This window comes from Rahnella sp. ATs2, assembly GCF_051851855.1.
Lineage (GTDB): Bacteria > Pseudomonadota > Gammaproteobacteria > Enterobacterales > Enterobacteriaceae > Rahnella > Rahnella variigena.
In genome coordinates this window covers 225126-248632 of the sequence record NZ_JBLYPL010000010.1, presented here as the reverse complement: position 1 = coordinate 248632, position 23507 = coordinate 225126, and the positions used below count along the sequence as shown (strand labels likewise).

The following is a 23507-nucleotide window of genomic DNA, read 5'->3' as shown; positions in this document are numbered from 1 at the left end:
TAGCCGCCCAGGCTTCAGCAAGAACCAATCTGGGGTTAGGGAATTCCGCGCCTTTAAATACAGGCACTGCAGCAGGAACGGTAGCGGCTGGTAATGACTCGCGCATCACTGGGGAAGCACAGAAAACCAGTAACTTATCTGACTTGGCTAATGCTGCGACAGCAAGGTCTAACCTGGGACTTGGTACAGCCGCCACGCTCAACACTGGCAATGGTGCCGGCCAGATACCAACTATGGCAAATTTTACCTCCGGAGGTAGTTGGGTGAAGTTTCCTGATGGAACGATAATTCAGTTCGGAGTTTCTATATCCGGTCCGCAACAATATCCAACAGCTATTTCACTTCCAATCCCATTTACTCAAGCGGGTTTCAAAATTACCACCTCATTTGACTCAGCTACAGCCTCTGCGAATGACTGCCCAGCATTCGCCACAACGGCTATAGGGTTAACTGGATTTTATTTGATGAGTTCACGTGTTGGTAGCGGAACAGGCGCCGGCGCAAACTGGATAGCAATCGGGAGATAATAATATGAATAAATATTTGTACGATGCAGTTACCAATGCTTTTTATCCTTTAGATATGCAAGCTGATTATGAGGCCGCTGGGATGTGGCCAGCTAAGGGGGTTGAAGTAGATGAAGAACTTTTTGCTTCCTTCCAAAACCCACCAGCCGGGAAAATACGTGAAGCTGGAGCGGACGGTTTTCCTGAGTGGGCCGACATTCCGCCACCGTCGCACGAACAACAGGTAGCATCAGCAGATGCGGAAAAACAAAATCGCATAGATGAAGCTAATGCATACATGAACAGCAAACAGTGGCCAGGGAAGGCAGCGATGGGCCGCCTGAAAGATACAGAGAAGGCGCAATACAATACATGGTTGGATTATCTGGATGCGCTTGATGGCGTAGATACTTCAACTGCACCGGATATATCTTGGCCTTCCACACCAGCCAAATAACTTTCTCTCCATGCCGAACATTCACACCAATTTTCCCTATTTCAAGTCATCCTATGCTAGGCTCACGAAAACTATTTCGAGGTGCTTATGCTTACAGATGAAGAATATTCACAAATACGGCAGGAAATTGGTGAGGCAGTTATAACGGTACTTGAGGAAGGTAAGATAGTAAGCGTCGAAACAATCATTACTCAGTTGGAGAAAAAGCACCAAAAGGTGGTTCATCTGCACCACAAGGATAGATTTTGGAAAGCTATTGACCTGCTGATAGGTAAATCATAAAAAAAGCCCTCGGGAGGAGGGCCAGTGAATCATCACAAAAAATTTAGCTTGGTTCAGGAGAACAACTACATTTTAACAATAGCTCAAAATTAAAATTTGGCTTAAGTATTTTGTTTTGTAGCTAAAAAAAAGCCCGCGTTAACGGCGGGCAAATATCAAGGTTATCAACATTACTTAGTACTGGTAGGTAGTCACTCCATCCATTGTCAATTTTACTTAAGTGCGATGAAAAAGCAATCAATGGGTAAAAAAGAACCCACGTATAAGGTGGGCTATCAGAAGATAGGCATACATAGCCTTGGCAAGCTTGCTGTTCTACGTCAGCTGGTATGAGAATAGTGCAGGGTGGTGATTCTGCCAGATTACAGGCACAAAAAACCCGGCTCGGTGGCCGGGTTAGGATGCTATTCATTTGTAGGCTGAGTGCTATCCTTGAGCAATATTGAGCTTTTCCCCAAATTCGCTATTTGGAGCATGGTCGATGAATAATCTAATTTTGCTTGTGCTCTAGTACTTTCATCAGCATATGTATCATCTTGTAATTTTTTTAGATACTTTAAATCGCGTTTCAATTTTGCCCGCATTTCAACAATGGTAGGATCTTCTATTAATTTATTATGTGCAATTATAAGTAGGAGAGACAATAAAGGGCTAATGAATGGCACTAAAGTTAATGCATTTTGGACGTATTCTTTCGGTAAAAACTGGCACATGATCGAAAGTAACCCACCGATGCCGGTGGCTGCTCCAGTGCCAGTTTTAAAACCAATATTTTTATCATCAGCCATTGGCATCTCCGCTTTTTTTGGCGGCAAGCGCCAACTGGGTTACCAAAGGTATTGATGATTTTAAGTCGATAGTAATGGAATTGACTATTTCACCATCATGCTTGTGTTGGATGGTTACTTTTTGAACTGGGTAGGTTTTACATACCAAAAAATGGAAAATTGCAGGGAAAAAGCGCACAGCAAAGGGACTGATAGCGATTAAGCTACCAATGCCTATGATTATTTGTAGCGCTCCTAAATTTAACATTTAGACTATTTTCCGCTCAGCCAAGGCTCGATGCCTGATTACATTTGTAATTACGAATTGTGTTCTATCGCTTTTAGCTGTTGATTTTTCGATAATTTCAAGTTGCACTTCGAACATGTCGCCTTTGGTGAAGCTTTTGGCGTTATCTTTTATTCGTGTCATAAATGATTGGTCATCCATCCTTACAGCACGCTCTTTGCCATCATAAAGCATTCTCCAACCTGATGCCCCCTCAAAATTGATCTGTGTTATAGAAACGTTCGCAATTTCAGTTTTGCTTTTTGAATGCGCAAGGGAGTTTCTAGGCAGCGGGGTAAACTGCTGCGTGGTGCTACCTTCTAATCTAACAACTTCAACATCGTTGACTTCAACACGAAAAACTGGAGTTTCCTTTCCCGACAGGGGTTGAGTAATAACCTCATTCATACCTTTCCTAATATCATCATTAGCAACTAAAGCAGCAACGAATTTATTACATTCAACTATTTTGTCGTCCAGTTGTATCTTTGCAATATCAGAACCAGTCTCTGTAACGATGCTTATAATTCTCTCGCCTCGGAGTGATCTTGCTACAGTCAAAGCATCACCACTTTTTATATGCGCTGACTCTTCGCTAAATCCAAGATATTTCAGAACATTTACGGATTTGCTATCAATAATTTTCAAAAGAAAATCGATAGCGAAAGATCCTTCCCTTGCCGGTGCGGTGACCTGAAGTTCAATAGATTTATCCTTACCGTTTAAAAGTTCATCTGCCTTGTAAACCATCTTGGCTATTTCTAAAATGGATGTACCAAGATCATAGGCATTCATTTTATGAACATTAAACTCATTATCTTGTGCATCGTAGAAAATGCTAAATTTTTGAGTAAAAGAAGTATTAGCTTCGGTAAGAGTTGATTCCATTGAACTCATTGTTAATTTACCCTAAGAGGTGATTAATTAGGACGCTAAACGTGTTTTCTAAAAAGTGATACATTTTATCGTTATTGAAATTATTAGATATATGGTTTTTTGCTCAGTGGTTTCGGATACTGGGTTAAGGCTGAAACCAGTCATCCGCGCTTTCCCACGTATTCTGTAGCATCACATCGATCACTTCTTTATCACGCGCCGCACCTCCCATCACAGACATCCCATCACAGACATCCCATCACTGCCAGCTCGGCGAACGCTGAACGTTGCGCCTGGGTAATTCCTTTCAAGCCTTTTCTCAAACTCAATCCCAATTCAATCCTTACTGTTTAATAAATCGGACTTTAACTTTTCTCGGATCTTCTGAGTCTGCTGGTCGTCCTTTGTTTAAGAAGGTCGTCTAAATCTTTTTGCACCTGGCTCAAAGAAAATGCGGTGCTAAGTTCCATCGATTTTACCGAGCGGGGAGAATGTTCTGTCTTTTTTGTGACGAATGCATCCGCTGACTGAATGTTGCCCCAATCGGTGACAGCAGCGATGCAATCGGACTTGAGAATGCGATAGTCGCCTTTCTTCTTTCCGATGCCCGTTCTGCTGGCCCGCAACCTGGATGCCTTAATCCATGCATAACCGGTGCTATGGCTAATTTTCAGAAATGAACAAGCCTCTTTAAAAGTTAAGATTTCTTCCTGCACGCTCACCTCAGCTAGATTTTTCAATCAGGTTTGACGCCCATCAGGCGGTTTTTGAATTGGCAGTAGTCTCTATACAACCATCTTGCCCTGCCATGGATGACGATCGCTTTTGGAAGATCGCCAGCTTTGATTCGTTCATAGATGAACGAATCAAAGCGTGTATCAGCCATGATGAATTTCAAATCAACAAGCGAATCGGGCGTCATTACATGGGGCATATATACCTCGGCTATTAAACATCAACTGCCCAAGAAACATAAGTCAAAGCCTACCGCTAGTGGCAGTAAAACTCTGCTTTTCGATCCATTTGATTACATGTTTTCGCACATAGAAAGTGGGATGCGTCTTTACTGGTAGAGGAAAGCCCCTGTCTCGTTCATAACGATACAGCGTATGCCCCGACTTAATGTGCAGTAGTTTCATTACCTCGGTTTTAGAGATAAGCATATCCTCGGACTACCTTTTATGTGAGAGTCGTAAATTAGATATGTACGTAATCGTAATAGACTTGGGATGCTTTAACAAAACCCAACCGATGTTAAAAAATGGCTATGATTTGGCGAATTAGATACGAGGAGAAAGTATGGCCGGTGCCCTAAATCCGAAACTTTACACGAATAAATGGCTGTCTCAGGAGCTACTGTCTGTGGTTACGGGATTAAAGCCATCAATAATAAAGCGAGCGTTGGAGGCCTCTTGGGTTGAGGGGCGCGAGTATAAGAGAGTTTTAGATATTGACGATCCAAGTGGTGAAGGTGAGATTTTATACAACAGAGAGGCAATTGATGATTGGATTGGGAAAATGCCGCTAGTTGAATCTAGACGCAGGAAACGTGTCAGTAAAAACCAATAAAAATAGAGTGTTATAATCCATACTGACAAAATAGACAGGGTCTTTATGTTTATAATTTTCTGAGCGCATGGGCGATGAACCGACTTACTGGTCTTATGACCCCACCCCAAGGTCGGTTCAAAAATGAAAATATTAGTCATATTTATCAATGCATTAAGAACGTGAACCGACTGAACCCACCGAACCAACCACTTTCTGGTTATATATAGGGAATTTTTCGGGGAGAGGAAATCCATAATTGAGTGTTAAATTGATGGTCGAAATTGGCACGCAAGCACCATTATGAACACCAGATGTTCGCTCTTAAGGTACCCGAGAGCTGCAGAGAAACCCCCTTTGAGTTGAAGCAAAAACATTTGGGGGTATCATTGGGGGTATGTTATTTTTTGTTCATAAAATAAATCATTATTTATCAACTTGATGTTTTTTAAATTTCACTCCTGTAGGGCGTACCATTTCAAAGAAATAAATCCTTCATCAGCCAGCTCACACCTGCCACAACCACCAGATTCACTATCACACTGATGGCGAACCAGGTTTTAAAAGGCTGTTTTTTCGTTTTATGTCGAAAAAGCTGCTGGCCAAAAATCGCTCCAATCCAGCCACCGGCAAAACCAAGCAGCAGCAAGGTGAATTCAGGAACTCTGCTCGTCGAGTGACAGGCGGCTCGTTTGTCCACACCGTAGAAGACCAGCGTCAGCAGATTGACGATTAAAAACCACATCACAAAAGGGTGGGGGAAACAGGCGCTGCCAGCTGCTGCGGCTACCAGCAATAGATAGCTTAAATGTTTAAAATTCATAGTGTTGACTGCATAACTACGCCTTCAGCCTGTACGCCGGAATGCGCCTTGTCGTCCCGGTCAGCGTATCAAATACCTCTACTTCAGCCGTGGCTATCGCCATTCCCGTTTTTCTCAGCCGTAAAACATCAGCCGCAATACGCTGAAGTCCGAACCAGAACAGTCCGTCCAGCGGATTGACCTCCAGCCCGGCTTCCAGTGCTAACCGGAGACGATCGCGTGGCACTTTGGTTTGTTGCGCTATTTCCCGGTAAGTGGCTTCCGTTGTTCCTGTCGCATCAACGCGCCGGATCCGGGTCGTAAGACGGTATTGAAACTCATCGGGTATCCCGCCCAGATCCATTTTGAGGCTGTAAACGCAGCCGAAGCGCTTGCCATTAAACAGCACATTTTTCTGACTGAGTTGCAATTCGTCGCGCACGCTGTCAATGAGCTGGGGGGCGCGGGTAAGCAAAAGCCGGAAAGGAAGCTCAAAGCTGGTGACATAGTCCACATTGAGCAGGGCGATACGCAGGCGCTCTGCTGCGCCCGCCTTATTTTCCTGACATTCGGCAATCACATCTTTCCATTGCTGGATAAGGCGAGGGGATTCTGCCGCTTCAGAAAAATGGTATTTTTCAATCTGGTAATCAATGCGTCCGGTCACCCCAAATTCCCTTCTGGTCACATTTCAGTATCGGTTGATTACTTTATACCAGCGACAGGTCATCACCGGAAGCCTTCACGAAGGCCTCACAACGAGGACAGAAAAAGTCTCCGGAACGCATCACGCCATTTCCTGCTGGCTTAGAAATACTGCCTTAGAAATCGAGTTCCAGCGCAAAACATAAATAGGCCATCAGTGGCGCGCAATGCCTGAACTGTTCTGCACAAAAATCGACAACATCTGGCCTACACAAGTCTTCAAAGGCGATATTTTTGATCGCGATATAATCTTTGCGTTTTAATTCAGCTAACAGCGGGTGGTTATTGTCGTAGCCTCTTGGCGGACGGACCAGGCTGTCGCCATCCATCGCAAACCCGTTATCGTGCAATGTCTTAAGGGCTTTTTGATAGGCATTCGGGTTCTCGTCAATGCAAGCCCGAATGGCGTTTAAGGCTTTTGATTCCGGATGCCAGATCCCCGCTGCAATAAAACAGCCGTCTTCGGCGATGTGCAGATAGAGGCCGGGCGCGTGAACGTCTTTGCCCTGAAAGTGACGAAACTGAATGCCGACATTGGTCTTGTAAGGCGTTTTATCTTTGCTGAACCGGCTGTCGCGCTGCGGGCGCATCAGGCTGCCACCGACTTTCTTAGCGACGGCAGTCAGCCTTGGAGAAATAGCAACAATCTCAGGCTGCATCTGTTCGATAAAGTGCAGCGCCGGGGTTCTCAGCGTGTTCTCGTATTCGTCCTGATTAGCCTTAAACCAGTCACGGGTGTTGTTCTGCGCGAGTTTATTCAGAAATTGCAGACCGGCGGCGCTAAAAATTGTCCCTGCCGCAACCGGCGTTTTAGGTGTCTGAGTCGTCATTATCGATAAGCCTTTATCACTGCCAATGGGAAATCAGGGTAAATCCTGACGCCAGACCGGACTCAGTGCAAACTGAAAAGTAAAATTTTTTCCCTTTAATAAGGCTCATTTGTCCGGGGTGATCCCGATCACAAAAAATCCGGCGCAGCAGGATGGTGTATATATGTGCCTTTCCTTGCCTCACCCCGCCGGACACTTCCGGTTATCGTCATAACTCCTCGAAAGAAATCCCCTATCCGGGAAAAAATGCGTAATATCAGGCAGTAAATTAACCTGATGTTCATTGTGGGTATTAGTATGGTCAGGGAGTGATAAATGCGTGAATTAGAAAAAATGATCCAAGGTTTGGATTACCAAATCAATGATGCGGAATTACGTGAAATTCGTTATCAGACCCGCGATAAAGTGGATGAGTTTAATGCGCTGAGTGCCCGCCAGGTGCCTGAGAAAGATGCGCTGATAAGAACGATTTTTAGTGAGGTGGGCAGCAATGTTCATTTCGAAAAAGGCATGCGCATTGATTACGGTATCAATACCACGCTCGGCAATAATGTTTTCATCAATTTCAATTTTGTTCTGCTCGATTGCGCACCGGTCACGATAGGAAATAACGTTTTCATCGGGCCTGACGTGCAGATTTATACCGCACAACATCCGCTGGATATTGATCTGCGGCGTGAACATATTGGCAGCGCACAGCCGGTGAGTATCGGGAATGATGTCTGGATTGGCGGCGGTTGCATAATTTTGCCTGGCGTGACGCTGGGTGATGGTTGCACGGTTGGCGCTGGCAGTGTGGTGACCCGCTCTGTACCTGCGGGCGCAGTCGCCTGTGGCAACCCATGCCGGATAATTCGTGATAATGCGCAGGGAGGCTGACTGACTGTTCAGTATTTCAGAGGCAGTTTATGTACTTTTTTGAGAATGCCGTTTTCCAGGGTGACATAGCCACCTTGTTTTAACTGGGCGAGCATTTTCATGATAGTACTGCGGGAAAGACGTGTCTTTTGCTGAACATAGGTTACGGCGACGGTAATATTACGAATTTCCTCAGGTTCATTCATCAGTTCTATCAGATGAAAACGAATGATTTCATAAGATGAATTACCGGTGAGCAATACACCTTTGGTGAATATACTGCCGGTCATTCTGAAAATATGTTTGGATAACATCTCCCATAAATCAAGCTCATTAATTAACGCGTGCATTTCTGGAACGGTAGTCATCGCCACTTCTGATTCTACCTTCGATTCAATATATAAACCCGCTGATTCCGGTATCGCACCGCCTATACCGATAATGCCCGGTAACTGTAATGTGCCAAGTAAAACAGGATCGGCACTGTGATGAATGCTGAACCAGCCATTGCGGACGAAATAACAATATGACGTACCGTTTTTGAATAAATCAAAGCGCGTCTGCGCAGGAACTATATTGAATTCCAGATACGGGCTGAGTTTCTCAAACAGTGCAGCCGTTGCATAGAGTAGGCTTGTATCGTGTTCACTTTTCAGCGTCGTAGGGTCTTTCATTGCAAGTGCCAGGGTGACAGAGAATTCTTTTAAATTTAGCACAATTCTCTGCAGGTCGGGCACCACGGCGCCAGTGGATTTAACCGTTACTGATAAGTAAACGTCATGAGCATCACGCTGTTAATATCCCCGGTACCGGCATTGCCCGCGGGGGCGATAACCCGTCCGGCCAGGGCGAAAATGGCGTTGTGCTGAACCGGATCAATACCGACCGTCATTGTACTGCCGCTGCCTTTTACGCTGGATTTTGTGGCGTCATCCACCACCTGAATCGCCACATTGGCGGCAGAGCCGCTGTTAAGAAAGAGCGCAGGATCGCCCGGATACACTGCGCCGCTAAAGGTGGCGGTTGCACTCACGGTGGTCGCGGGACAATTGTTCAGTCTGACCTGAAAGGGCTTCCAGTCCGAAGCGGCACCCGCAGTACGTAAATCTGTTCCGATTAATTGCCCGAAGTTTACCGTCCGGCTGACCGAACCGGTATCGACGGAGCAGGGCGCGGCAACGATATTCCCCGTGACGTTGATATTCACGAGATCGGTAGCCCTTACCTGATTTGAAAACAGAATTACGGGTAATGCACAGCCGGATGCGAATAAGATTTTAAATCTTTGCAGGTTCATTTTCATTATTGATACGCCAGTGTGACAGTGGCGGAGGCATTGGCTTGTCCCGGGATCACCGCATCTGAGACCTGATAATAGCGGGCAGTAAATGCCGCGTTCAGCGTGCCACCTGAGTTTGAAACAGCGCCAGCCTGAAAATAATTATCAAACGTCACCGGCATATTATTGAAAAGCATTTGTACGCCAATGCCTGTCGCATTGTTGGTGCCGCTGGTGATAGCCATCACGCCGTCTGGTTTAGACGCATAGGCAGGGGAACTCATGCTCATTGTGATATTGACCGGATTATCGCAGGTCACCGGAATGAGGAAGTTTCTGTCGCCTGCAGTAGAACCCGGGCCGGTAAAGGCATTCACCGGAATATCGCCCAGCGGAACGGGGACAGTACTTCCCGTTGAGCAGGAAACGCTTCGATAGATAATATTCCCCGCGTAAGAAACGGAGCTGTCGGTCGAACTGCCCAGACCCCAGCCGGTGTTATACATGCCGATACCGAATTTAGTCTGCGACTGGTTAAGCGAGCCGGTGCCGATGGTGGCAGACGTTTTAACCAGCGCCAGAGTCATGCTGACAGAAAATGTTTTTCCGGGCGTATTGGAAATATATCCCAGCGGCGTGTTGCGGGTATCACAGCTCGTGCCCGCCCCCACGACACGTTGTCCGGCGGAATTGACCAGCGTAATGCCAATGCCGCTGACGCCGGTATTATAAACGCCGGGCATACCGCTGATTTCTGTCCCGCTACCGTAATAACAGGTGATGATCACCGCGCCCTGAGGGACGCCGCTGATTGCCGCGCAGTTACCGGCAAAAGCGAACACTTTCTCCGTGCCTGGAATGGTCGATCCAACGGGTAAACTGGCATCCACCGCGATACTACCGAGCGTTGCGACACCCGGAATATCTGGCGAGCTGGTGCAACCGGTATTGGCTGCCAGCGCAGCGGGTGAAAGAAAACTCAGTCCGGCGAGTAAACCGGCCAGCATCACTATTTTTTTGATTATTTTCATCATCGGTATCCTTTCCCTTACCTGCATTGCGCGTTCAGCACCTGAACGCCTGTTGAGTCTGTCGATGGTTTTGCCAGGCTGTAATGCACGGCACACTGTTCTGCCGGGGTGTTTCCCCATTTCGCCAGCAGCGAACCGCTTTCTGCCATGCCGGTCAGATAGACCTGTCCGGCGTCGCCGACAATAAAGCCCTGCGCGGTTTTCTGCGCCGTATCACTGACCGTGGCACCGAAAGGTACCGGGGAGCCATTCTGGCGCTGCAATGTCATCATCATGCGCAGGCCCACGCTTGCCGCAAAACGGGCACGCACGACCGCGCCGCGGGTCGGGATCACCGTCTGCGTGGTCTGTGGCAGTTCAACATCGTCAGGCAATGTTTCAGTATCCAGTTGCACCAGATTCTTACGGTACGGACTGCTGTAGGGAACGATGGCATAACCGCGCCAGTCGGTTTTTACGCCAGGCTGATTGCTGATGCTGACACCGCTGGCACCGGAAGCCTGAACCAGCGCAAGGGTTTCGCCCATCGGCTGACCGAGCGTGATGCCGTTTTCATGAGCCAAAATGCCGCCCTGAACGCCATAGTTCAGGCGGCGACTGTTCTGGTCATAGGCATAACCCGCAGTCATTTCGCCGTAGGTACCCCGGTAATCGGCGTTCATATTGCCGCTGTTTCCCGTGCCCTGACTGCCATAGCCTTCCTGCACATTCCAGTTAAGGTTATTGGCAGCAAGCGCTGAACCGTTGAGCCCGACAGTATGCGTGGTATTTCCTTGTTTGCTGGTGTTGTAGCTGTAAGTGGCATACACCGGGGCATCGAATAAACTTAACGGCACGCTGATGTTGAAACCGATGATTTGATCCCGGTCGTAAACACGTTTTCCGTCGGTGCCATCGTGACTGTTGCTGCTGGCATTTTCGTTATAGCTGTAATTGAGCCCGTAACTGATCCCGCGCCAGCTGTTGTTGTAGCCTACCCCGACTGAGCGCATTGAACGCCCGCTGTTCCAGTAATTCTCGCTAATCCAGCTCAGGGAAAACGACCCGGCACCCTGCCACAGGTTTTGACTCATGGTCATTTCGCTGCGGTTACGGCGTCGTCCGGCAGGCAGTTCAGCATTCTGATCCCGCCAGGTATCCATCACTTCCTGCAGGTTGTAATAACCGTCAGTGGAGTATCGGTAACCTGCAATCGCGAAGTTAGTGCCGGTCTGTAGGATGTTTTTGCTGTAGCGCACCCGCAGGGACTGACCGCTGACATGGGGCTGATTTTCCATCGCTGACCACGCGTGCGTCAGATCAGAGGAAAAGGCGCCGAAGTCGCCCAGATTCTTGCCCATGCCCAGCGTCACCGACTGATAGTGACTGGAGAACTGGCTGCCGCCGTAGGCCGTCAGACCATGAGGCAGACCATAAATAGCCGTCCCCTGGCCGAAAGGTGTCGCGTCAACATTGTTGTCATACGCGCGATATTGTCCGCCGGTCAGACTGTATTTCAGGCGGCCCTCTCGTTGTAACACCGGCAATGAGGCGAAGGGCACCACCAGCAACTGCTCGCTGCCATCGGCTTCTTTGATGGTCACGTATAAATCGCCGGAGCCACCGGTCGGGAACATATCCGCGATTTCAAATGCCCCGGGGGAAACGTAACTTTGGTAGATGACGTAGCCGTTCTGGCGCACGATGACCTGCGCATTGGTGCGCGCAATCCCCCGCACTACCGGCGCATATCCCTTCATACTTTCCGGCAGCATGTCATCGTCGGATGCCAGCTGCACGCCGCGAAACGGCACGCTGTCAAAGATGTCACCGGGCGAAGAACTGTCCCCGATCGTCATCTGACTTTTCAGCGAAATAAGGCTGCGCGTGGCGTAGGTATAAACGGTATCCCATTTATCTTTGCCGCTGCCGTCATGCTCCCAGGTGGTGTAATTACGCAGCCGCCACGGGCCGATATTCAGACCGGGACGCAAATTCGCGTATTGCGTACTGCTGTTAGTGCCGGTGTGACTGCGGGCAGAATTGTCCGCGCCGCTCAGGTTGTAGTTGAGCAACGCGGCAGTGATGCCGTTATCCCACTGAGTTTCAGGTACATTTCCCCGGGCTTTCTGCGTTATCGCCGCCTGCGGCACGCTGAGTAACAGTTGCTGCGCACTGAAGCGAAATTCGGCTTTCCCCTGCGGGATGGCATCCAGATTGACGCAGGGCGTCTGCGCGTTGCCCAGCTCAGGAAACAGCGGCGTTTTGATGCCCATGTCTTCCAGTTGTGCGAGGGTCAGGCAGGGCGCCAGAACCGTGGAGCCGTCGGCCATTTTCTGCGTATGGAACTCCACGTCCCGGGTATCCTGCAATTCATTGTTGAGATAAATATCAACGCGATAGGTACCGGGCAACTGACCTGAGTTTGTTTCAAATACCGACAGGTCGGTGCTGCCCTGACCCGGGCTTTCAATCTCAAGCAATGCCGGGTTAAAGGTCTCACCTGCCTGAACGGCAAAAGAGGTCCCTGCGTAAAGGGCCAGCTGGCTGGCGATCAGACAGGCGAGGCTGTTCAAAGGCTGAAAAAATGGGGACTTTCCCTGTTGTTTGTGGCGATTCATCCGTGTATTCCCCTGCCGGAAGGGCTGAGAACGCCGCCTTCTGGCTTCATATTTATGTTTGGGCGCAGGTGTTTTGTGCTGACGGGTTTTGCAAAAGTGAATTACAGGGCAGCGGTATGCTCATCCCCGATACCGCCGTAATCACTGATGATTTTCCAGCTGACGCTACCTGCATTCGCGCCAGCGGGCAGGGCGAAACTGGCAGCGCCACCGGGGGCGACGAACGTCACATCCTTCACGTCTTTTCCGCCCACTTTCACCTGCATAAAGTTCATGTAAAACGGCGTCGGATTGCTCACCTGCAAGGTATTCCCGTTGCGCTGCCAGTGAAGCTTTTCGGTCACGGATTCCGGTACACCCGTCACGCCTTTTGGCCTGTAAATCAGCTTGATGCGGGTTTTCACCGCAATCTGTAATGTGTTTTGATGATCATTACTTTCCGCCGCAGGAATGGATTTGATATTCATCCAATACAGGGATTCTTTGTCAGACGGCAGATTGCCACCGGCCTGAACAACGCGAAGCACGTTCTGTTGTCCGCTGTTGAGGCGGAACAGCGGCGGTGTGACCATAAAAGGAGCTTTCTCAGCGCCCGTTCCGGCGGCCTCTACCCAGGTCTGGATCAGGTAAGGTTTTTTGTCCGGATTACTGACGCTCAGTGAAGACTCCTTCTTGCCACCGTCATAGATCAGACGCGTGCCGCCGACGACAACCCCGGCCTGTGCGGATGTGGCGCATACCAGCGTCACGGCCAGTAATGTGCATGGGAATATTTTCATAATGCATTTCCGATAACGTAGAAATACTGGCCGGCAGTGTCTGCCGGCCAGAAGTAAAACTCAGTCGCCCGGTGAAGGGCGACGAAGGATCAGTTGTAAATCACAGAGAAATTCGCGACGGAGTTAGCAGGGCCCGGATTAACAGTGTCGGACGTAGCGATGTAACGTGCTATGAAATCCAGATTGTTGTCCTGGGTGCTGGTCAGCGGATACGCTTTGGTTTCAGTGAACAGTGGCACCAGAGTATTGGTGTCATCGGTCAGTTGAATCGCCACGTTTTGCGCTACGCCTGCTTGCTGAGTCAGTGCGAGCAGGCTGGTATCGCCATTCACACTGGAACCGTCAAATTTAATCTTTGCCGTAGAGACAGTTGCCGGGCAGTTGGTCAGCACCAGGGTGAATTTGGTCGGTGCAGCGGTAGAACCGGCCCCGGTAAATTCACTTTTTGCCACCTGACCCATGACGACATTCAGCGGAGAGCTTGGGGTATTCACGATGTCGCAACCGGCATCGATAATTTCACCCGTAAAGTTCACCTGACCGCCTGCCGCCATCGCTGAAGTACCCCAAAAAATAGCGGTAGTAATAACAGCGAGACTGATTAAATTCTTTTTCATAATAATTCCTTTAAATGAATGAATCTGACTAAGAAAATAAAGTTCTGGATTTAGGGTAAATAAATCCCATCACTTTGAAATTCAAAGTGTCCATGATGTGTTATGTTTTTTTGCAGTGCCGGCATCCATAAGCAATCTCCGCTGAAAGTTAAATAACTTACTAAAACGCTAAGGTATAAACCGATGCGGAAATACTTATGACTGCGGTTGCTGGCGGCGATTTTGATTGAAGTGTGAGGATCTATACAAGATATTTATGAGTGTAATTTTACACCCATAAATAACTTTATAATTTAACGGGTTTTCGCATAATCCCTGCGCAAGAAAAGTCCTGGTAGTACTGGAGATTCGTGGAGGGAATCACGTGCAACGAGATATAAAGCCTTTTTTTACAGATAATTGCAGTATCAGAGACAAAAAGCCTCTGAAAGAAATTGAAACGTTAATCGAACATCTTTCTCCGGACTCACACATTCTCGAAACGAATATCAGGGACTCACTGAGTTATTCCGCTGATAAACAAAAGAATTGCTTCTTATTACACAGCGGCAACGTGATGCTGCACCGTAAAATCGATGGCATGGTATTAAATTCTGAATCCGCGCCCTATGTATTTGGAATAAGTACCCAATATACTGATCCGGATTATCTTTTTATCCGCATCCATGAACATTCGCAGGTCAGTTCACTGCCTGTCGATCTGGCGAATCAGATTGTTTCGGCAAACAATTTATGGCGCAGTCTGGCGCAGTTATTAATTTATACCGCCACACGGGTTTATGATCACTGCGCCAAGATTTCTGCGCTGTCCTCGTATGAAATTATTTGTTATCAGCTGTATGAGCTGATGTATGAACCGGAGGAGGTCAGGAATAATATCACCGTTGTGTCCTATGTGATGAACCGTACCTTTCTTTCGCGAAGTACCATCATGAAAATTCTCGCGCAACTGAAAACAGGGGGTTATATCGCTATGGAGAAAGGCATTTTAAAAACGATTAACCGTATTCCTTCACGTTATTAAGTGCTTGCTCTGATTATTTCGCGTTTATTTTTTGCTAAAGAAGCAAAGTCCTCCCTGTGAGGTTTAACGTAAGTCATTCATGAATAAAATTCATAACGCCATTCTGATTAGCCCTCTGGTGGCTGCCCGCTAAGGGCGATATTGTTACCTGACAATCAAACGGCCAGCGACAGTCTGTGCCGAAGCGGAGAATGAAATGACTGATAAAATGAAAATCACCAAAAGCGGTTCTGTGCCTTCACAAAAAGGGCCGGAGAATTATTTCACCGGTAAGGTGCGTATCGATTCGCCTTTCAGCGGCACAGAATCCGCCCGCGTCGGCGGTGCAACAGTGACTTTCGAGCCGGGTGCGCGTACCGCATGGCATACGCATCCGCTGGGTCAGACGCTGATTATCACGCAGGGGCGCGGCTGGTTGCAGGAAGAAGGCGGTGAGATCCGTGAGATGAACGTCGGCGATATCGTGTGGATCCCGGAAGGCGTAAAACACTGGCACGGTGCTACTCCTGAAAATGCCATGACCCACATCGCGATTGCCGAATCTCTGAACGGCAGCCCGGTTGAGTGGATGGAAAAAGTGACTGACGCTCAGTACTCAAAATAATTTTCCACCCTGCCTCAGGACGCAGTTTTTTGGCTGCGTTCACTCAAATCCTGTCCGGTATTGCTGGTCAGGATTTCGTTGTTTAACCTAAATTCGCGCATTAACGATCAATCCCTCCGATTTACGCCTAAAAACCCCGCTGTTCGGGCTATTGAAACCCATGCTTTCTGTAGCTCTCTCATAAGCAACTCGACTACTATAAATAGATATCAACTTAAGAGTCGCTTCAGGTATGCCATATTATTCTCCTGGTGAAAGCCTTGTTCGCGAGCGTTCAGATCGCTTCTTACGCCGAATGTACTTTATGCGCATGCTGGGCACGTTTCTGTGCTTTTTCCCGATCCTTTCCGTTCTTCTGGAACGGGGGGCTTCCTGGATTGCGGTCTCTTTGCTGACGCTGAATGCCTTTGTCTGGCCACATGTCGCGATGATGATTTCCCAGCGGTCTAAACACCCCAATCAGGCTGAATTTCGAAATCTGGCGTTTGATGCGATTGCCGGTGGCGCGTGGGTGGCGCAGATGGGGGTTTGTTTGCTGCCCTCGGCGGTGATCACCTCAATTCTCATTGCTGACCGGTTCTCTGCCGGAGGCTGGCAGTTACTGCGCCGCGCTGCGCTGTTTTACTGCATCGGATTTATTGTTTGCTGGCCATTCACCGGGATGACGTTCTATACCACCGTCACTGACCGGACGTTATGGCTGACATTGCCTCTTTCGACGATTTACATTATTGCGTTCAGCGCAGCCAATTATTCCATCTCAAGAAAGCTGCGTGATAAACAGCATGAGCTGGAGAAATCGGCGCTGATGGATCCATTTCTCGGTTTGCCCAACAGAAGGTTACTTGACCGGCGACTGATGCTGGAATTTGAACGTTCTAAACATGACCTGGCCTGTCTGATGGTGCTGGGCGTGGACGATCTGAAAATGGTGAATGATCTGTTCGGGCGCGAAGCGGGCGATTATGTGTTGCGATCGGTTTCCGCTATTTTGCGTCAGGAAACGGGGCTGAATGATTTTCCAGCTATTCTGGGTGGCGATGAATTTGTGGTTATTCTGCCGGGCGTTTCGGAGGAAGAAGCTTATGCCGTCGGTTACCGGTTATTACTGAAAACGTCTGAAATTCGTTTATCGCAGGATGAAGGGTTTCAGTGTTCATTGAGTATTGGTGTGGCGACATCGAAACATCATGAGGATTATCATCAGTGGCTGGCGACAGCGGAACGTGCGCTGATGAATGTAAAACGTAATGGTAAAAACAGTATTGGCAGCGCGGGCAGGGCAGAAGCCGTCGCCTGACTATACTGAATACACTATTAGCGACATAACGACATACACGAATGAACAAATATTTTCCCGGATGAAAAATGAAAAATATTAAAATAATGATGGTGGCAGCAGTTGCAGTGACGGGTGTTCTGGCAGGATGCTCATCAATAGATAAACCCGTTGGCGCTGAAACTTACCGGCCTGCGAATTACGATGCATCATTTGCACAGGGCGAGGCGAGCTATACCACGTCAGTGTTTTCGATACTTGAACGCCAGCGTCGCGCGGATACTTACAAGAAGATCTTCGAATTCTGCAGCGGCAAATTCCAGACGCTGGGCGAAAGTGACGACGGCGAAACGATGCATATCCGCTTCGCCTGCTTGCCAAAAGAAACGGTTCAGACCCAAAGTTCTTATTCAATACAGCAGAAGTCTCCTTCACTTTACTGAGTTTAAAACTGACTCGGAGGTTTTATGAGCAAGGAAAGACCTGATTTTATCCGTCACTGGACTGAGCTCGAAGGCGCTGACGACGGCAATTATCCTGGCGATGACGAGCTGATGTCGATTGGCGCGCCGCTCGGCAAAACGCTCGGACTGACGCGTATTGGCATTCATCATGAACGCCTGTTGCCTGGCCGCCGCACCTGTTATGCCCACGCGGAAAGTGCAGAAGACGAATTCGTGTATGTGCTGGAAGGGCATCCTGATGCCTGGATCAACGGCACATTGCACCGGCTGAACGCAGGTGACGCAGTGGCGTTTCCGCACGGTACGGGGATTTGCCATACCTTCATCAATAACACGGATGAGGAAGTGCGGTTGCTGGTCGTGGGTGAAGCCAATAAACCGGAAAACCGGATTTATTATCCGCTCAATCAGGAATATGAGGCGACGCGCAAAGACCGCTGGCAGGAGGTTCCGCAGCAGGAATTTGGCGGGCATGATGGTCTTTCCGATGTAAGAAGACAGCAAATAAAAAAACCGGTGTAGAAACCGGTCTTTCTGTTCTTTCCATTAATTTCTCAATAATTACTGGATGGAAAGCGACTGCCAGCGTTGCTGACAATAAGGCATCATCTTGTGGATCTTCAGACTTTGCGCCTGATGATGATTCAGGGAATAACCTTCCGGCGTGATCTCTAAGGTATCACCGGCTTTCAGGGTAAAATCGTTATCCACAGACAGGATCAGCTTCAGATTTCTGAACGCCTGAATGCAGATATACTTCAGTCCCGTCTGAGGGATACTCAGGATATCTATGATTTTCCATTCCATATTCTCACTCCTTTCGTGTTTCTGTCTGATTTCTCGTGAGTCTTTCTGCCTCTTTTTTAACTCATAAGTCCGTCATGTTTTGTCATCACAAAGTAATGATTTCTTTATAGGCGTTCCGATAGGTTCAATGCTTGAACTGACTCACAAAAGAGGCAGGAAGAACTTTCACAGATCGCATAATGGATTAATTAGGACAAAATGCATTTATTCGGAACGAACCCTGGAAATGAAAAACGAAAGCAAAAAGACTTGAAATGACAACGATAAAACAGGTATTTCTGAATCCTTTCTGATTTTCAGGGCTGAACATCATGACAACTGATTCATTATCTGTGCCGGAGGATGATTTCATCTGGCTGGAAGGATTGCGTAACGAAAAAGCGCTCGAATGGGCGCACGAACAAAATGCCATCACACTGGCGGCTTTCACTCAAGGCAGTGAATTTACGCCTCTGCGCGAGAAAGTGCTGCTAGGGCTGAACTCTCCGGAGCAGATCCCGGTCGTCTCAAAGTGCGGCAATGACTGGTACAACTTCTGGCAGGATGCACAGAATCCCAAAGGATTACTGCGCAGAACCACGCTCGACGAGTTTCGTAAACCGCAGCCGAAGTGGGAAACCGTGCTGGACATCGATGCGCTGGGCAAAGCCGAAGGCAAAGACTGGGTGTATCACGGTGTGTTCGCGCTGAAGCCCGATTTTAACCGTGCGCTGATTTTTCTGTCACCGGATGGCGGCGATGCTTCTGAAGTACGTGAGTTTGATTTGCGGACGCTGGAATTTGTCTCTGACGGATTTTTCCTGCCGGTCGCCAAAAGCCGTACCGGCTGGATTGATCACGACCATCTGTTTGTCGCCACCGACTTTGGCGAAGGCTCGCTGACCGATTCCGGTTATCCGCGCATTGTAAAAATCTGGCAGCGCGGCACACCGCTCTCAGAAGCCAAAACGGTATTCAGCGCCGATAAGAAAGACATGCTGGCGGCCGGTTATCACGACAGTTTTAAAGGGTTTGAACGCGATTTTGTGGTGCGCGTTATCGACTTTTATCACCGCGAGGCCTTTGTGCTCAATGGGCAAAAAGAGCTGACCCGGATTGACCTGCCAACGGATGCCAAATTCAGTACCTGGCGCGACTGGCTGCTGATCCAGCCTTCCAGCGAATGGCAGATTAATGGTGAAACCTGGCCTTCCGGCTCGCTGCTGACCGTAAACTTTGAGGCGTTTCTGGCAGGTGAGCGCGCGCTGAAACCGCTGTTTATGCCGGGGGCGCATTCCTCCCTCAGCGGTGTGACGGCAACCCGCGACCAGCTAAACGGTTATTCCTTCACCAGCGATCACATCATCCTCAGTATCACGCACGATGTGGTCAACCGCCTCGAAGTGCTGACGCCGGAAAACGGTGAATGGCGGCGTGAACCGTTCGGCAAGGTGCCGGAGCTGAGTAAAATTCATGCCTGGGGCGTGGATGACGACACCAACGAATATTTCGTGACGGTCAGCGGGTTCCTGCAACCGGCGAGTTTATCACTCGGTAATCTGGATAACGGCGTGGAGGTGGAGGCTGAACTACTGAAACAGGATCCGTCGCATTTTGATGCATCGCGTTATCAGGTCAGCCAGCATTTCGCGCAATCTGATGACGGCACACGCGTGCCGTATTTTGTTATCTGTCGCAAAGACGTGGTGTACAACGGGCAAAATCCGACGCTCCTTTATGGTTACGGCGGCTTTGAAGTCTCGCTGGATCCGTATTATCTCGGCGTCAGCGGCGTGTCGTGGCTGGATCGCGGCGGCGTCTTTGTGGTCGCCAATATCCGTGGCGGCGGTGAATACGGGCCGGAATGGCATAAAGCGGCACTGAAAGAAAAACGTCTGCGCGCGTATGAGGATTTCGCTTCGGTCGCCAAAGCGCTCATCGCCAGCAACATCACCTCTCCGGCGCATCTTGCGGCGCAGGGTGGCAGCAACGGTGGTTTGCTGGTCGGCAATATGCTGACGCGTTATCCGGAGTTATTCGGGGCGATTGTTTGTGAAGTTGCGCTGCTGGATATGTACCGTTATACGCAAATTTCGGCAGGCGCTTCGTGGATTGCCGAATATGGCGACCCGCAGAAGCCGGAAGAGTGGGCGTTTATCCGCGAGTTTTCGCCGTATCATAATCTTGATGCAACGAAAAAATATCCGCCGGTGCTGATAACCACTGCCACCAGCGATGATCGCGTCGGACCTGACCATGCACGTAAAATGACCGCCAAAATGCAGGCAATGGGCATCCCGGATGTGTATTTTTATGAGAATACCGACGGGGGGCATAGCGCAGCGGCAGACAAGGCGCAATCTGCGTTTAAGCGCGTGATGGTGAGTGAGTTTCTGTTGCACTTCATTGGACGTAAAGCATAGAAAGAAAGCCGATGCAGTGATTCGGTGACTTAAGCCAAACGGGATGCCATTACGGTATCCCGTTAATATTTCGACATGTTTTAACCGCCAATATTCTCCCTAAAAACATTGCCCCGCCAATCCTTCCTTGTTTATTATTTCAGCCTTACTTGATAACAATTATCAAAATCATTTCTTATTCATTCTCATCTTCGGGTAATCGCATGTTAAAGAACACCGCTCGCGTGCTGTCTGTTACAGGTCTGATGGCTGCCTCATTCTCCGTTTTTGCTACCACCTATCCGCTGACCGTGACCGATATGGCCGGGCAAAAGGTCACTATTGATAAAGCGCCGCAGCGTGTGATTTTGCAGGACGGGCGTGATCTGCTGGCGCTGGCCGTTCTGGACAAAGCCAATCCGTTCCAGCATGTGGTGGCGTGGAATAACCTGCTGAAGAAAACGGACAGCGGCACCTGGGACATGCTGAAAAGCAAATGGCCTGACTCAGCGAAAATCCTCGATATGGGATTCAGCGATAAGGGGCAGGTGGATCTGGAAACGGTGATCGCCAAAAAACCGGATCTGATGATTGCCCAGACGCGTGCCAAAGACTCGCTGGCGCAGGCTGGTGTGCTGGAAAAACTGGCTGCGCTGCATATTCCGGTGCTGTTCGTGGATTACGAACTGGATCCGGCCAAAAATACCGCGCCGAGCATTGAGCTGCTGGGTAAAGTGATGAATCAGGAAGACAATGCCCGCGCCTATACCGCGTTTTATAATGAGCACTTCCAGGCTATTCAGAAGGCCGTCGCTGCGATTAAAACCAGGCCAAATGTGTTCATTGAGCCGATTGCCGGGCGTGACGATTCCTGCTGCTTTACCCATGGGAATGCAGGCTGGGGCAAACTGATCCAGGCCGTTGATGCCAATAATATTGGTTCTAAACTGCTGCCGGGCGCATCAGGCACGGTTTCTCTGGAACAAGTCATCAGCATGAAACCGGACGTTTACATCATGACCGGTTCTGCGCGTCCGGCTTCCGGTTCCGTGACGCACATTCTGCCATTCGGTTATGGCGCGAATGAAGCTGATGTGGATAAACAAGCCAAAGTGTTGCTCTCCCGTACCGGCGTTGCGCAGATCCCGGCGGTTAGCGCCAACCATGTGTATGGCGTTTATCACCAGTTCTACAACCATCCTTACAACATTGTCGGCATGGAATATCTGGCGAAATTTATCTATCCGCAACAGTTCAAAGATTTGGATCCGGCGAAGACGTATCACGACATCGTGCGTAACTTCACTAACCTGCCGGATCAGGATTTCATTCTGGGCTGGACGCCGAAAAAGTAACGACTGACATCTGTCCTTCTCAGGTCTGATGATTCCGCCTGTGGTCCCGCAGGCGGATTTTCAATCCCTCCGCATGTTTTCTGCACCAACTTTACCTCCGTCACATTTGTTGACACTCCGTTAATTCATACAAAAATGTAACTGTATTACTGTAGAGTTATCACGCCGGTGAATACCGTATAAGGCGTCGTGCGAAACATCAACAAGGTGAATTTATGCAATCTGAAGAACAGCGTTTAATTGACGGGCTTTTTAGTCGCTTACAACAGGCTGAGTCCAATACAGCACCGCGTGATGCGGAAGCTGAGCGTGTGATTCAGGCCCATATTCGTCAGCAACCGTCTGCCCCGTATTACATGGCGCAGGCGATGATTATTCAGGAAGCGGCGCTGACCAAGCTCAATGCGCAGGTGCAGGAACTGCAACAGCAGAATGAACAGCTGCAACAGCAGGCGCAAACCGCAAAACCGCAAAGCAGCGGTTTTCTGGCTGGTTTGTTTGGCGGCGGCTCCTCCCAGGCTGCGCCACAGCGCCAGGCGTCGCAGGGCAGCCAGCCTATTCCCGGTACGCAAGGGTGGGGCAGTCAGCCTCAGCAACAACAATATGCTGCACAGCCGCAGCAGCAGGCTCCGGCTCAGGCCGCACCTCAGCAGCCGGGCTTTTTAGGCAGCGCACTGCGCACAGCCGCCGGTGTCGCGGGCGGTGTGGTGCTGGCGGATATGCTGACCGGCATGTTCCATCACAGCCAGCCGCAGGAAATCGTCAATATTATCGAAGAGCCGCCAGTGCAGGATCTCAATCCGGCTGACAGCAGTTTCCTCGACAATAATCAGAGTTTTGATAGCGGTCAGCCTTCCTGGGAAGATGCCTCGCTGCGCAATGATAATTCGGATTTGGGTTTTGGAAATGATGATTTCGACACTGACGATTTCAACAATGATGACGACTCATTCTTCTAACCGGTTGATGTCATAAGGCGATTAAAGGCCTTTTTGACAGCAGAACAAAGCAACAGAAAGCCAGGAGTGAGAGCTTTATCGCTTATTACCATCAGAATTCTGGACAAAAGTGAAATCTGTTGCTGTACTGTATTTGACACACATTTTGTGTCCAACATTCACGTAAAGGTAAGTTTGATGTCTAAGATTAAAGGTAGCGTTAAGTGGTTCAATGAATCTAAAGGTTTTGGTTTCATTACCCCTGAAGATGGCAGCAAAGATGTTTTCGTTCATTTCTCTGCTATTTCCAGCAACGGTTTCAAGACCCTTGCTGAAGGCCAGCGCGTAGAGTTCGAAATCACCAATGGTGCCAAAGGCCCGTCGGCTGCTAACGTTATCGCTATCTGACTTTAGCCGAATTCTAAAAAACCC

General features: G+C 49.0%; 30 protein-coding genes. 14 read left to right on the top strand and 16 right to left on the bottom strand.

Annotated elements, in window-relative coordinates; translation table 11 throughout:
• The 3 genes from ACJY2G_RS13480 to ACJY2G_RS13470 form a co-directional block, all read left to right on the top strand.
• Nucleotides 1-527: gp53-like domain-containing protein (locus tag ACJY2G_RS13480; protein WP_439291820.1), on the top strand; the 527-nt coding region annotated here is incomplete at its 5' end.
• A gap of 4 nt (nt 528-531) precedes the next feature.
• Nucleotides 532-963 (top strand): tail fiber assembly protein, encoded by a 432-nt coding sequence (locus ACJY2G_RS13475; protein ID WP_439291819.1) that lies wholly within the window; start codon nt 532-534, stop codon nt 961-963.
• An 87-nt stretch (nt 964-1050) separates the two neighbouring features.
• Nucleotides 1051-1245: a hypothetical protein gene (locus ACJY2G_RS13470; protein WP_159282403.1), complete on the top strand. Its 195-nt coding sequence runs from the start codon at nt 1051-1053 to the stop codon at nt 1243-1245.
• A 404-nt stretch (nt 1246-1649) separates the two neighbouring features.
• Here ACJY2G_RS13470 and ACJY2G_RS13465 read toward each other — a convergent pair whose 3' ends face one another.
• The 6 genes from ACJY2G_RS13465 to ACJY2G_RS13440 form a co-directional block, all read right to left on the bottom strand.
• Nucleotides 1650-2033, bottom strand: a complete 384-nt coding sequence (locus tag ACJY2G_RS13465) for a hypothetical protein (RefSeq protein ID WP_439291818.1) — start codon at nt 2031-2033, stop codon at nt 1650-1652.
• Nucleotides 2026-2280 (bottom strand): hypothetical protein, encoded by a 255-nt coding sequence (locus ACJY2G_RS13460; protein ID WP_439291817.1) that lies wholly within the window; start codon nt 2278-2280, stop codon nt 2026-2028. The genes ACJY2G_RS13465 and ACJY2G_RS13460 overlap by 8 nt, the downstream gene beginning before the upstream one ends.
• Nucleotides 2281-3195 carry a hypothetical protein gene (locus tag ACJY2G_RS13455; RefSeq protein ID WP_439291816.1) on the bottom strand — a complete coding sequence of 305 codons (915 nt, stop codon included), beginning with the start codon at nt 3193-3195 and terminating at the stop codon, nt 2281-2283.
• A gap of 124 nt (nt 3196-3319) precedes the next feature.
• A complete protein-coding gene (locus ACJY2G_RS13450) occupies nt 3320-3415 on the bottom strand; it encodes a DinI-like family protein (protein WP_439291815.1) in 96 nt (31 codons plus the stop codon).
• A 124-nt stretch (nt 3416-3539) separates the two neighbouring features.
• A complete protein-coding gene (locus tag ACJY2G_RS13445; RefSeq protein WP_439291814.1) occupies nt 3540-3914 on the bottom strand; it encodes a helix-turn-helix domain-containing protein in 375 nt (124 codons plus the stop codon).
• Nucleotides 3911-4108, bottom strand: a complete 198-nt coding sequence (locus tag ACJY2G_RS13440) for a helix-turn-helix transcriptional regulator (protein WP_439291813.1) — start codon at nt 4106-4108, stop codon at nt 3911-3913. Before ACJY2G_RS13440 ends, ACJY2G_RS13445 begins: the two co-directional genes overlap by 4 nt.
• A gap of 365 nt (nt 4109-4473) precedes the next feature.
• On the opposite strand from ACJY2G_RS13440, the gene xisR reads away from it, so the two are divergent.
• Entirely contained in the window at nt 4474-4743 is a 270-nt protein-coding gene (gene xisR, locus ACJY2G_RS13435; RefSeq protein WP_439291812.1) for an excisionase family protein, read from the top strand.
• A 457-nt stretch (nt 4744-5200) separates the two neighbouring features.
• Here xisR and ACJY2G_RS13430 read toward each other — a convergent pair whose 3' ends face one another.
• The 3 genes from ACJY2G_RS13430 to ACJY2G_RS13420 all read right to left on the bottom strand — a co-directional run bounded on the left by ACJY2G_RS13430 (nt 5201) and on the right by ACJY2G_RS13420 (nt 7059).
• Nucleotides 5201-5545: a DUF1294 domain-containing protein gene (locus ACJY2G_RS13430; RefSeq protein ID WP_430318934.1), complete on the bottom strand. Its 345-nt coding sequence runs from the start codon at nt 5543-5545 to the stop codon at nt 5201-5203.
• 16 nt (nt 5546-5561) lie between these two features.
• Nucleotides 5562-6191, bottom strand: a complete 630-nt coding sequence (locus tag ACJY2G_RS13425; RefSeq protein ID WP_346636687.1) for a DNA-binding protein — start codon at nt 6189-6191, stop codon at nt 5562-5564.
• 154 nt (nt 6192-6345) lie between these two features.
• Complete coding sequence (locus ACJY2G_RS13420; RefSeq protein ID WP_430318935.1) at nt 6346-7059, bottom strand: DUF2461 domain-containing protein; 714 nt, start codon at nt 7057-7059, stop codon at nt 6346-6348.
• A 315-nt stretch (nt 7060-7374) separates the two neighbouring features.
• Here ACJY2G_RS13420 and ACJY2G_RS13415 point away from each other — a divergent pair, with 315 nt between their 5' ends.
• Nucleotides 7375-7938 (top strand): sugar O-acetyltransferase, encoded by a 564-nt coding sequence (locus ACJY2G_RS13415; protein ID WP_430318936.1) that lies wholly within the window; start codon nt 7375-7377, stop codon nt 7936-7938.
• Between the two features lie 8 nt (nt 7939-7946).
• Here the strand turns inward: ACJY2G_RS13415 and ACJY2G_RS13410 are convergent, their stop codons facing one another.
• The 6 genes from ACJY2G_RS13410 to ACJY2G_RS13385 all read right to left on the bottom strand — a co-directional run bounded on the left by ACJY2G_RS13410 (nt 7947) and on the right by ACJY2G_RS13385 (nt 14223).
• Nucleotides 7947-8654: a helix-turn-helix domain-containing protein gene (locus ACJY2G_RS13410; protein WP_232829824.1), complete on the bottom strand. Its 708-nt coding sequence runs from the start codon at nt 8652-8654 to the stop codon at nt 7947-7949.
• Nucleotides 8655-8677: 23 nt separating this feature from the next.
• The gene (locus tag ACJY2G_RS13405) at nt 8678-9124 is read right to left on the bottom strand and encodes a fimbrial protein (protein WP_430318937.1); all 447 of its coding nucleotides are present in this window, start codon (nt 9122-9124) and stop codon (nt 8678-8680) included.
• 95 nt (nt 9125-9219) lie between these two features.
• Nucleotides 9220-10227, bottom strand: a complete 1008-nt coding sequence (locus ACJY2G_RS13400) for a fimbrial protein (protein WP_439291811.1) — start codon at nt 10225-10227, stop codon at nt 9220-9222.
• A gap of 17 nt (nt 10228-10244) precedes the next feature.
• Nucleotides 10245-12827: a fimbria/pilus outer membrane usher protein gene (locus ACJY2G_RS13395; RefSeq protein ID WP_430318939.1), complete on the bottom strand. Its 2583-nt coding sequence runs from the start codon at nt 12825-12827 to the stop codon at nt 10245-10247.
• Between the two features lie 101 nt (nt 12828-12928).
• Nucleotides 12929-13606 (bottom strand): fimbrial biogenesis chaperone, encoded by a 678-nt coding sequence (locus ACJY2G_RS13390; RefSeq protein ID WP_113876076.1) that lies wholly within the window; start codon nt 13604-13606, stop codon nt 12929-12931.
• Nucleotides 13607-13695: 89 nt separating this feature from the next.
• Nucleotides 13696-14223: a fimbrial protein gene (locus ACJY2G_RS13385; RefSeq protein WP_113876075.1), complete on the bottom strand. Its 528-nt coding sequence runs from the start codon at nt 14221-14223 to the stop codon at nt 13696-13698.
• A 556-nt stretch (nt 14224-14779) separates the two neighbouring features.
• On the opposite strand from ACJY2G_RS13385, the gene ACJY2G_RS13380 reads away from it, so the two are divergent.
• The 5 genes from ACJY2G_RS13380 to ACJY2G_RS13360 all read left to right on the top strand — a co-directional run bounded on the left by ACJY2G_RS13380 (nt 14780) and on the right by ACJY2G_RS13360 (nt 18116).
• Nucleotides 14780-15247, top strand: a complete 468-nt coding sequence (locus ACJY2G_RS13380) for a winged helix-turn-helix transcriptional regulator (protein WP_243701048.1) — start codon at nt 14780-14782, stop codon at nt 15245-15247.
• A 208-nt stretch (nt 15248-15455) separates the two neighbouring features.
• The gene (locus ACJY2G_RS13375) at nt 15456-15851 is read left to right on the top strand and encodes a (R)-mandelonitrile lyase (protein WP_113876250.1); all 396 of its coding nucleotides are present in this window, start codon (nt 15456-15458) and stop codon (nt 15849-15851) included.
• Nucleotides 15852-16155: 304 nt separating this feature from the next.
• Complete coding sequence (locus ACJY2G_RS13370; protein ID WP_259275047.1) at nt 16156-17151, top strand: diguanylate cyclase; 996 nt, start codon at nt 16156-16158, stop codon at nt 17149-17151.
• 68 nt (nt 17152-17219) lie between these two features.
• Complete coding sequence (locus ACJY2G_RS13365) at nt 17220-17573, top strand: hypothetical protein (RefSeq protein WP_112287611.1); 354 nt, start codon at nt 17220-17222, stop codon at nt 17571-17573.
• Between the two features lie 24 nt (nt 17574-17597).
• The gene (locus ACJY2G_RS13360; protein WP_129638359.1) at nt 17598-18116 is read left to right on the top strand and encodes a cupin domain-containing protein; all 519 of its coding nucleotides are present in this window, start codon (nt 17598-17600) and stop codon (nt 18114-18116) included.
• Between the two features lie 39 nt (nt 18117-18155).
• On the opposite strand, the gene ACJY2G_RS13355 is transcribed toward ACJY2G_RS13360, so the two are convergent.
• A complete protein-coding gene (locus ACJY2G_RS13355; protein ID WP_112287613.1) occupies nt 18156-18401 on the bottom strand; it encodes a hypothetical protein in 246 nt (81 codons plus the stop codon).
• A gap of 311 nt (nt 18402-18712) precedes the next feature.
• Between ACJY2G_RS13355 and ACJY2G_RS13350 the strand changes: the two genes are divergently transcribed.
• From ACJY2G_RS13350 to cspE, 4 genes are all read left to right on the top strand, one after another.
• On the top strand, nt 18713-20803 hold the full coding sequence (locus ACJY2G_RS13350) for a prolyl oligopeptidase family serine peptidase (RefSeq protein WP_430318941.1): 2091 nt from the start codon (nt 18713-18715) through the stop codon (nt 20801-20803).
• A gap of 203 nt (nt 20804-21006) precedes the next feature.
• Entirely contained in the window at nt 21007-22137 is a 1131-nt protein-coding gene (locus ACJY2G_RS13345) for an ABC transporter substrate-binding protein (RefSeq protein ID WP_430318942.1), read from the top strand.
• A gap of 215 nt (nt 22138-22352) precedes the next feature.
• Nucleotides 22353-23096 (top strand): DUF2076 domain-containing protein, encoded by a 744-nt coding sequence (locus tag ACJY2G_RS13340; RefSeq protein ID WP_120160317.1) that lies wholly within the window; start codon nt 22353-22355, stop codon nt 23094-23096.
• Nucleotides 23097-23273: 177 nt separating this feature from the next.
• On the top strand, nt 23274-23483 hold the full coding sequence (gene cspE / locus ACJY2G_RS13335; RefSeq protein WP_009636912.1) for a transcription antiterminator/RNA stability regulator CspE: 210 nt from the start codon (nt 23274-23276) through the stop codon (nt 23481-23483).
• The last annotated feature ends 24 nt before the right edge of the window (nt 23484-23507 follow it).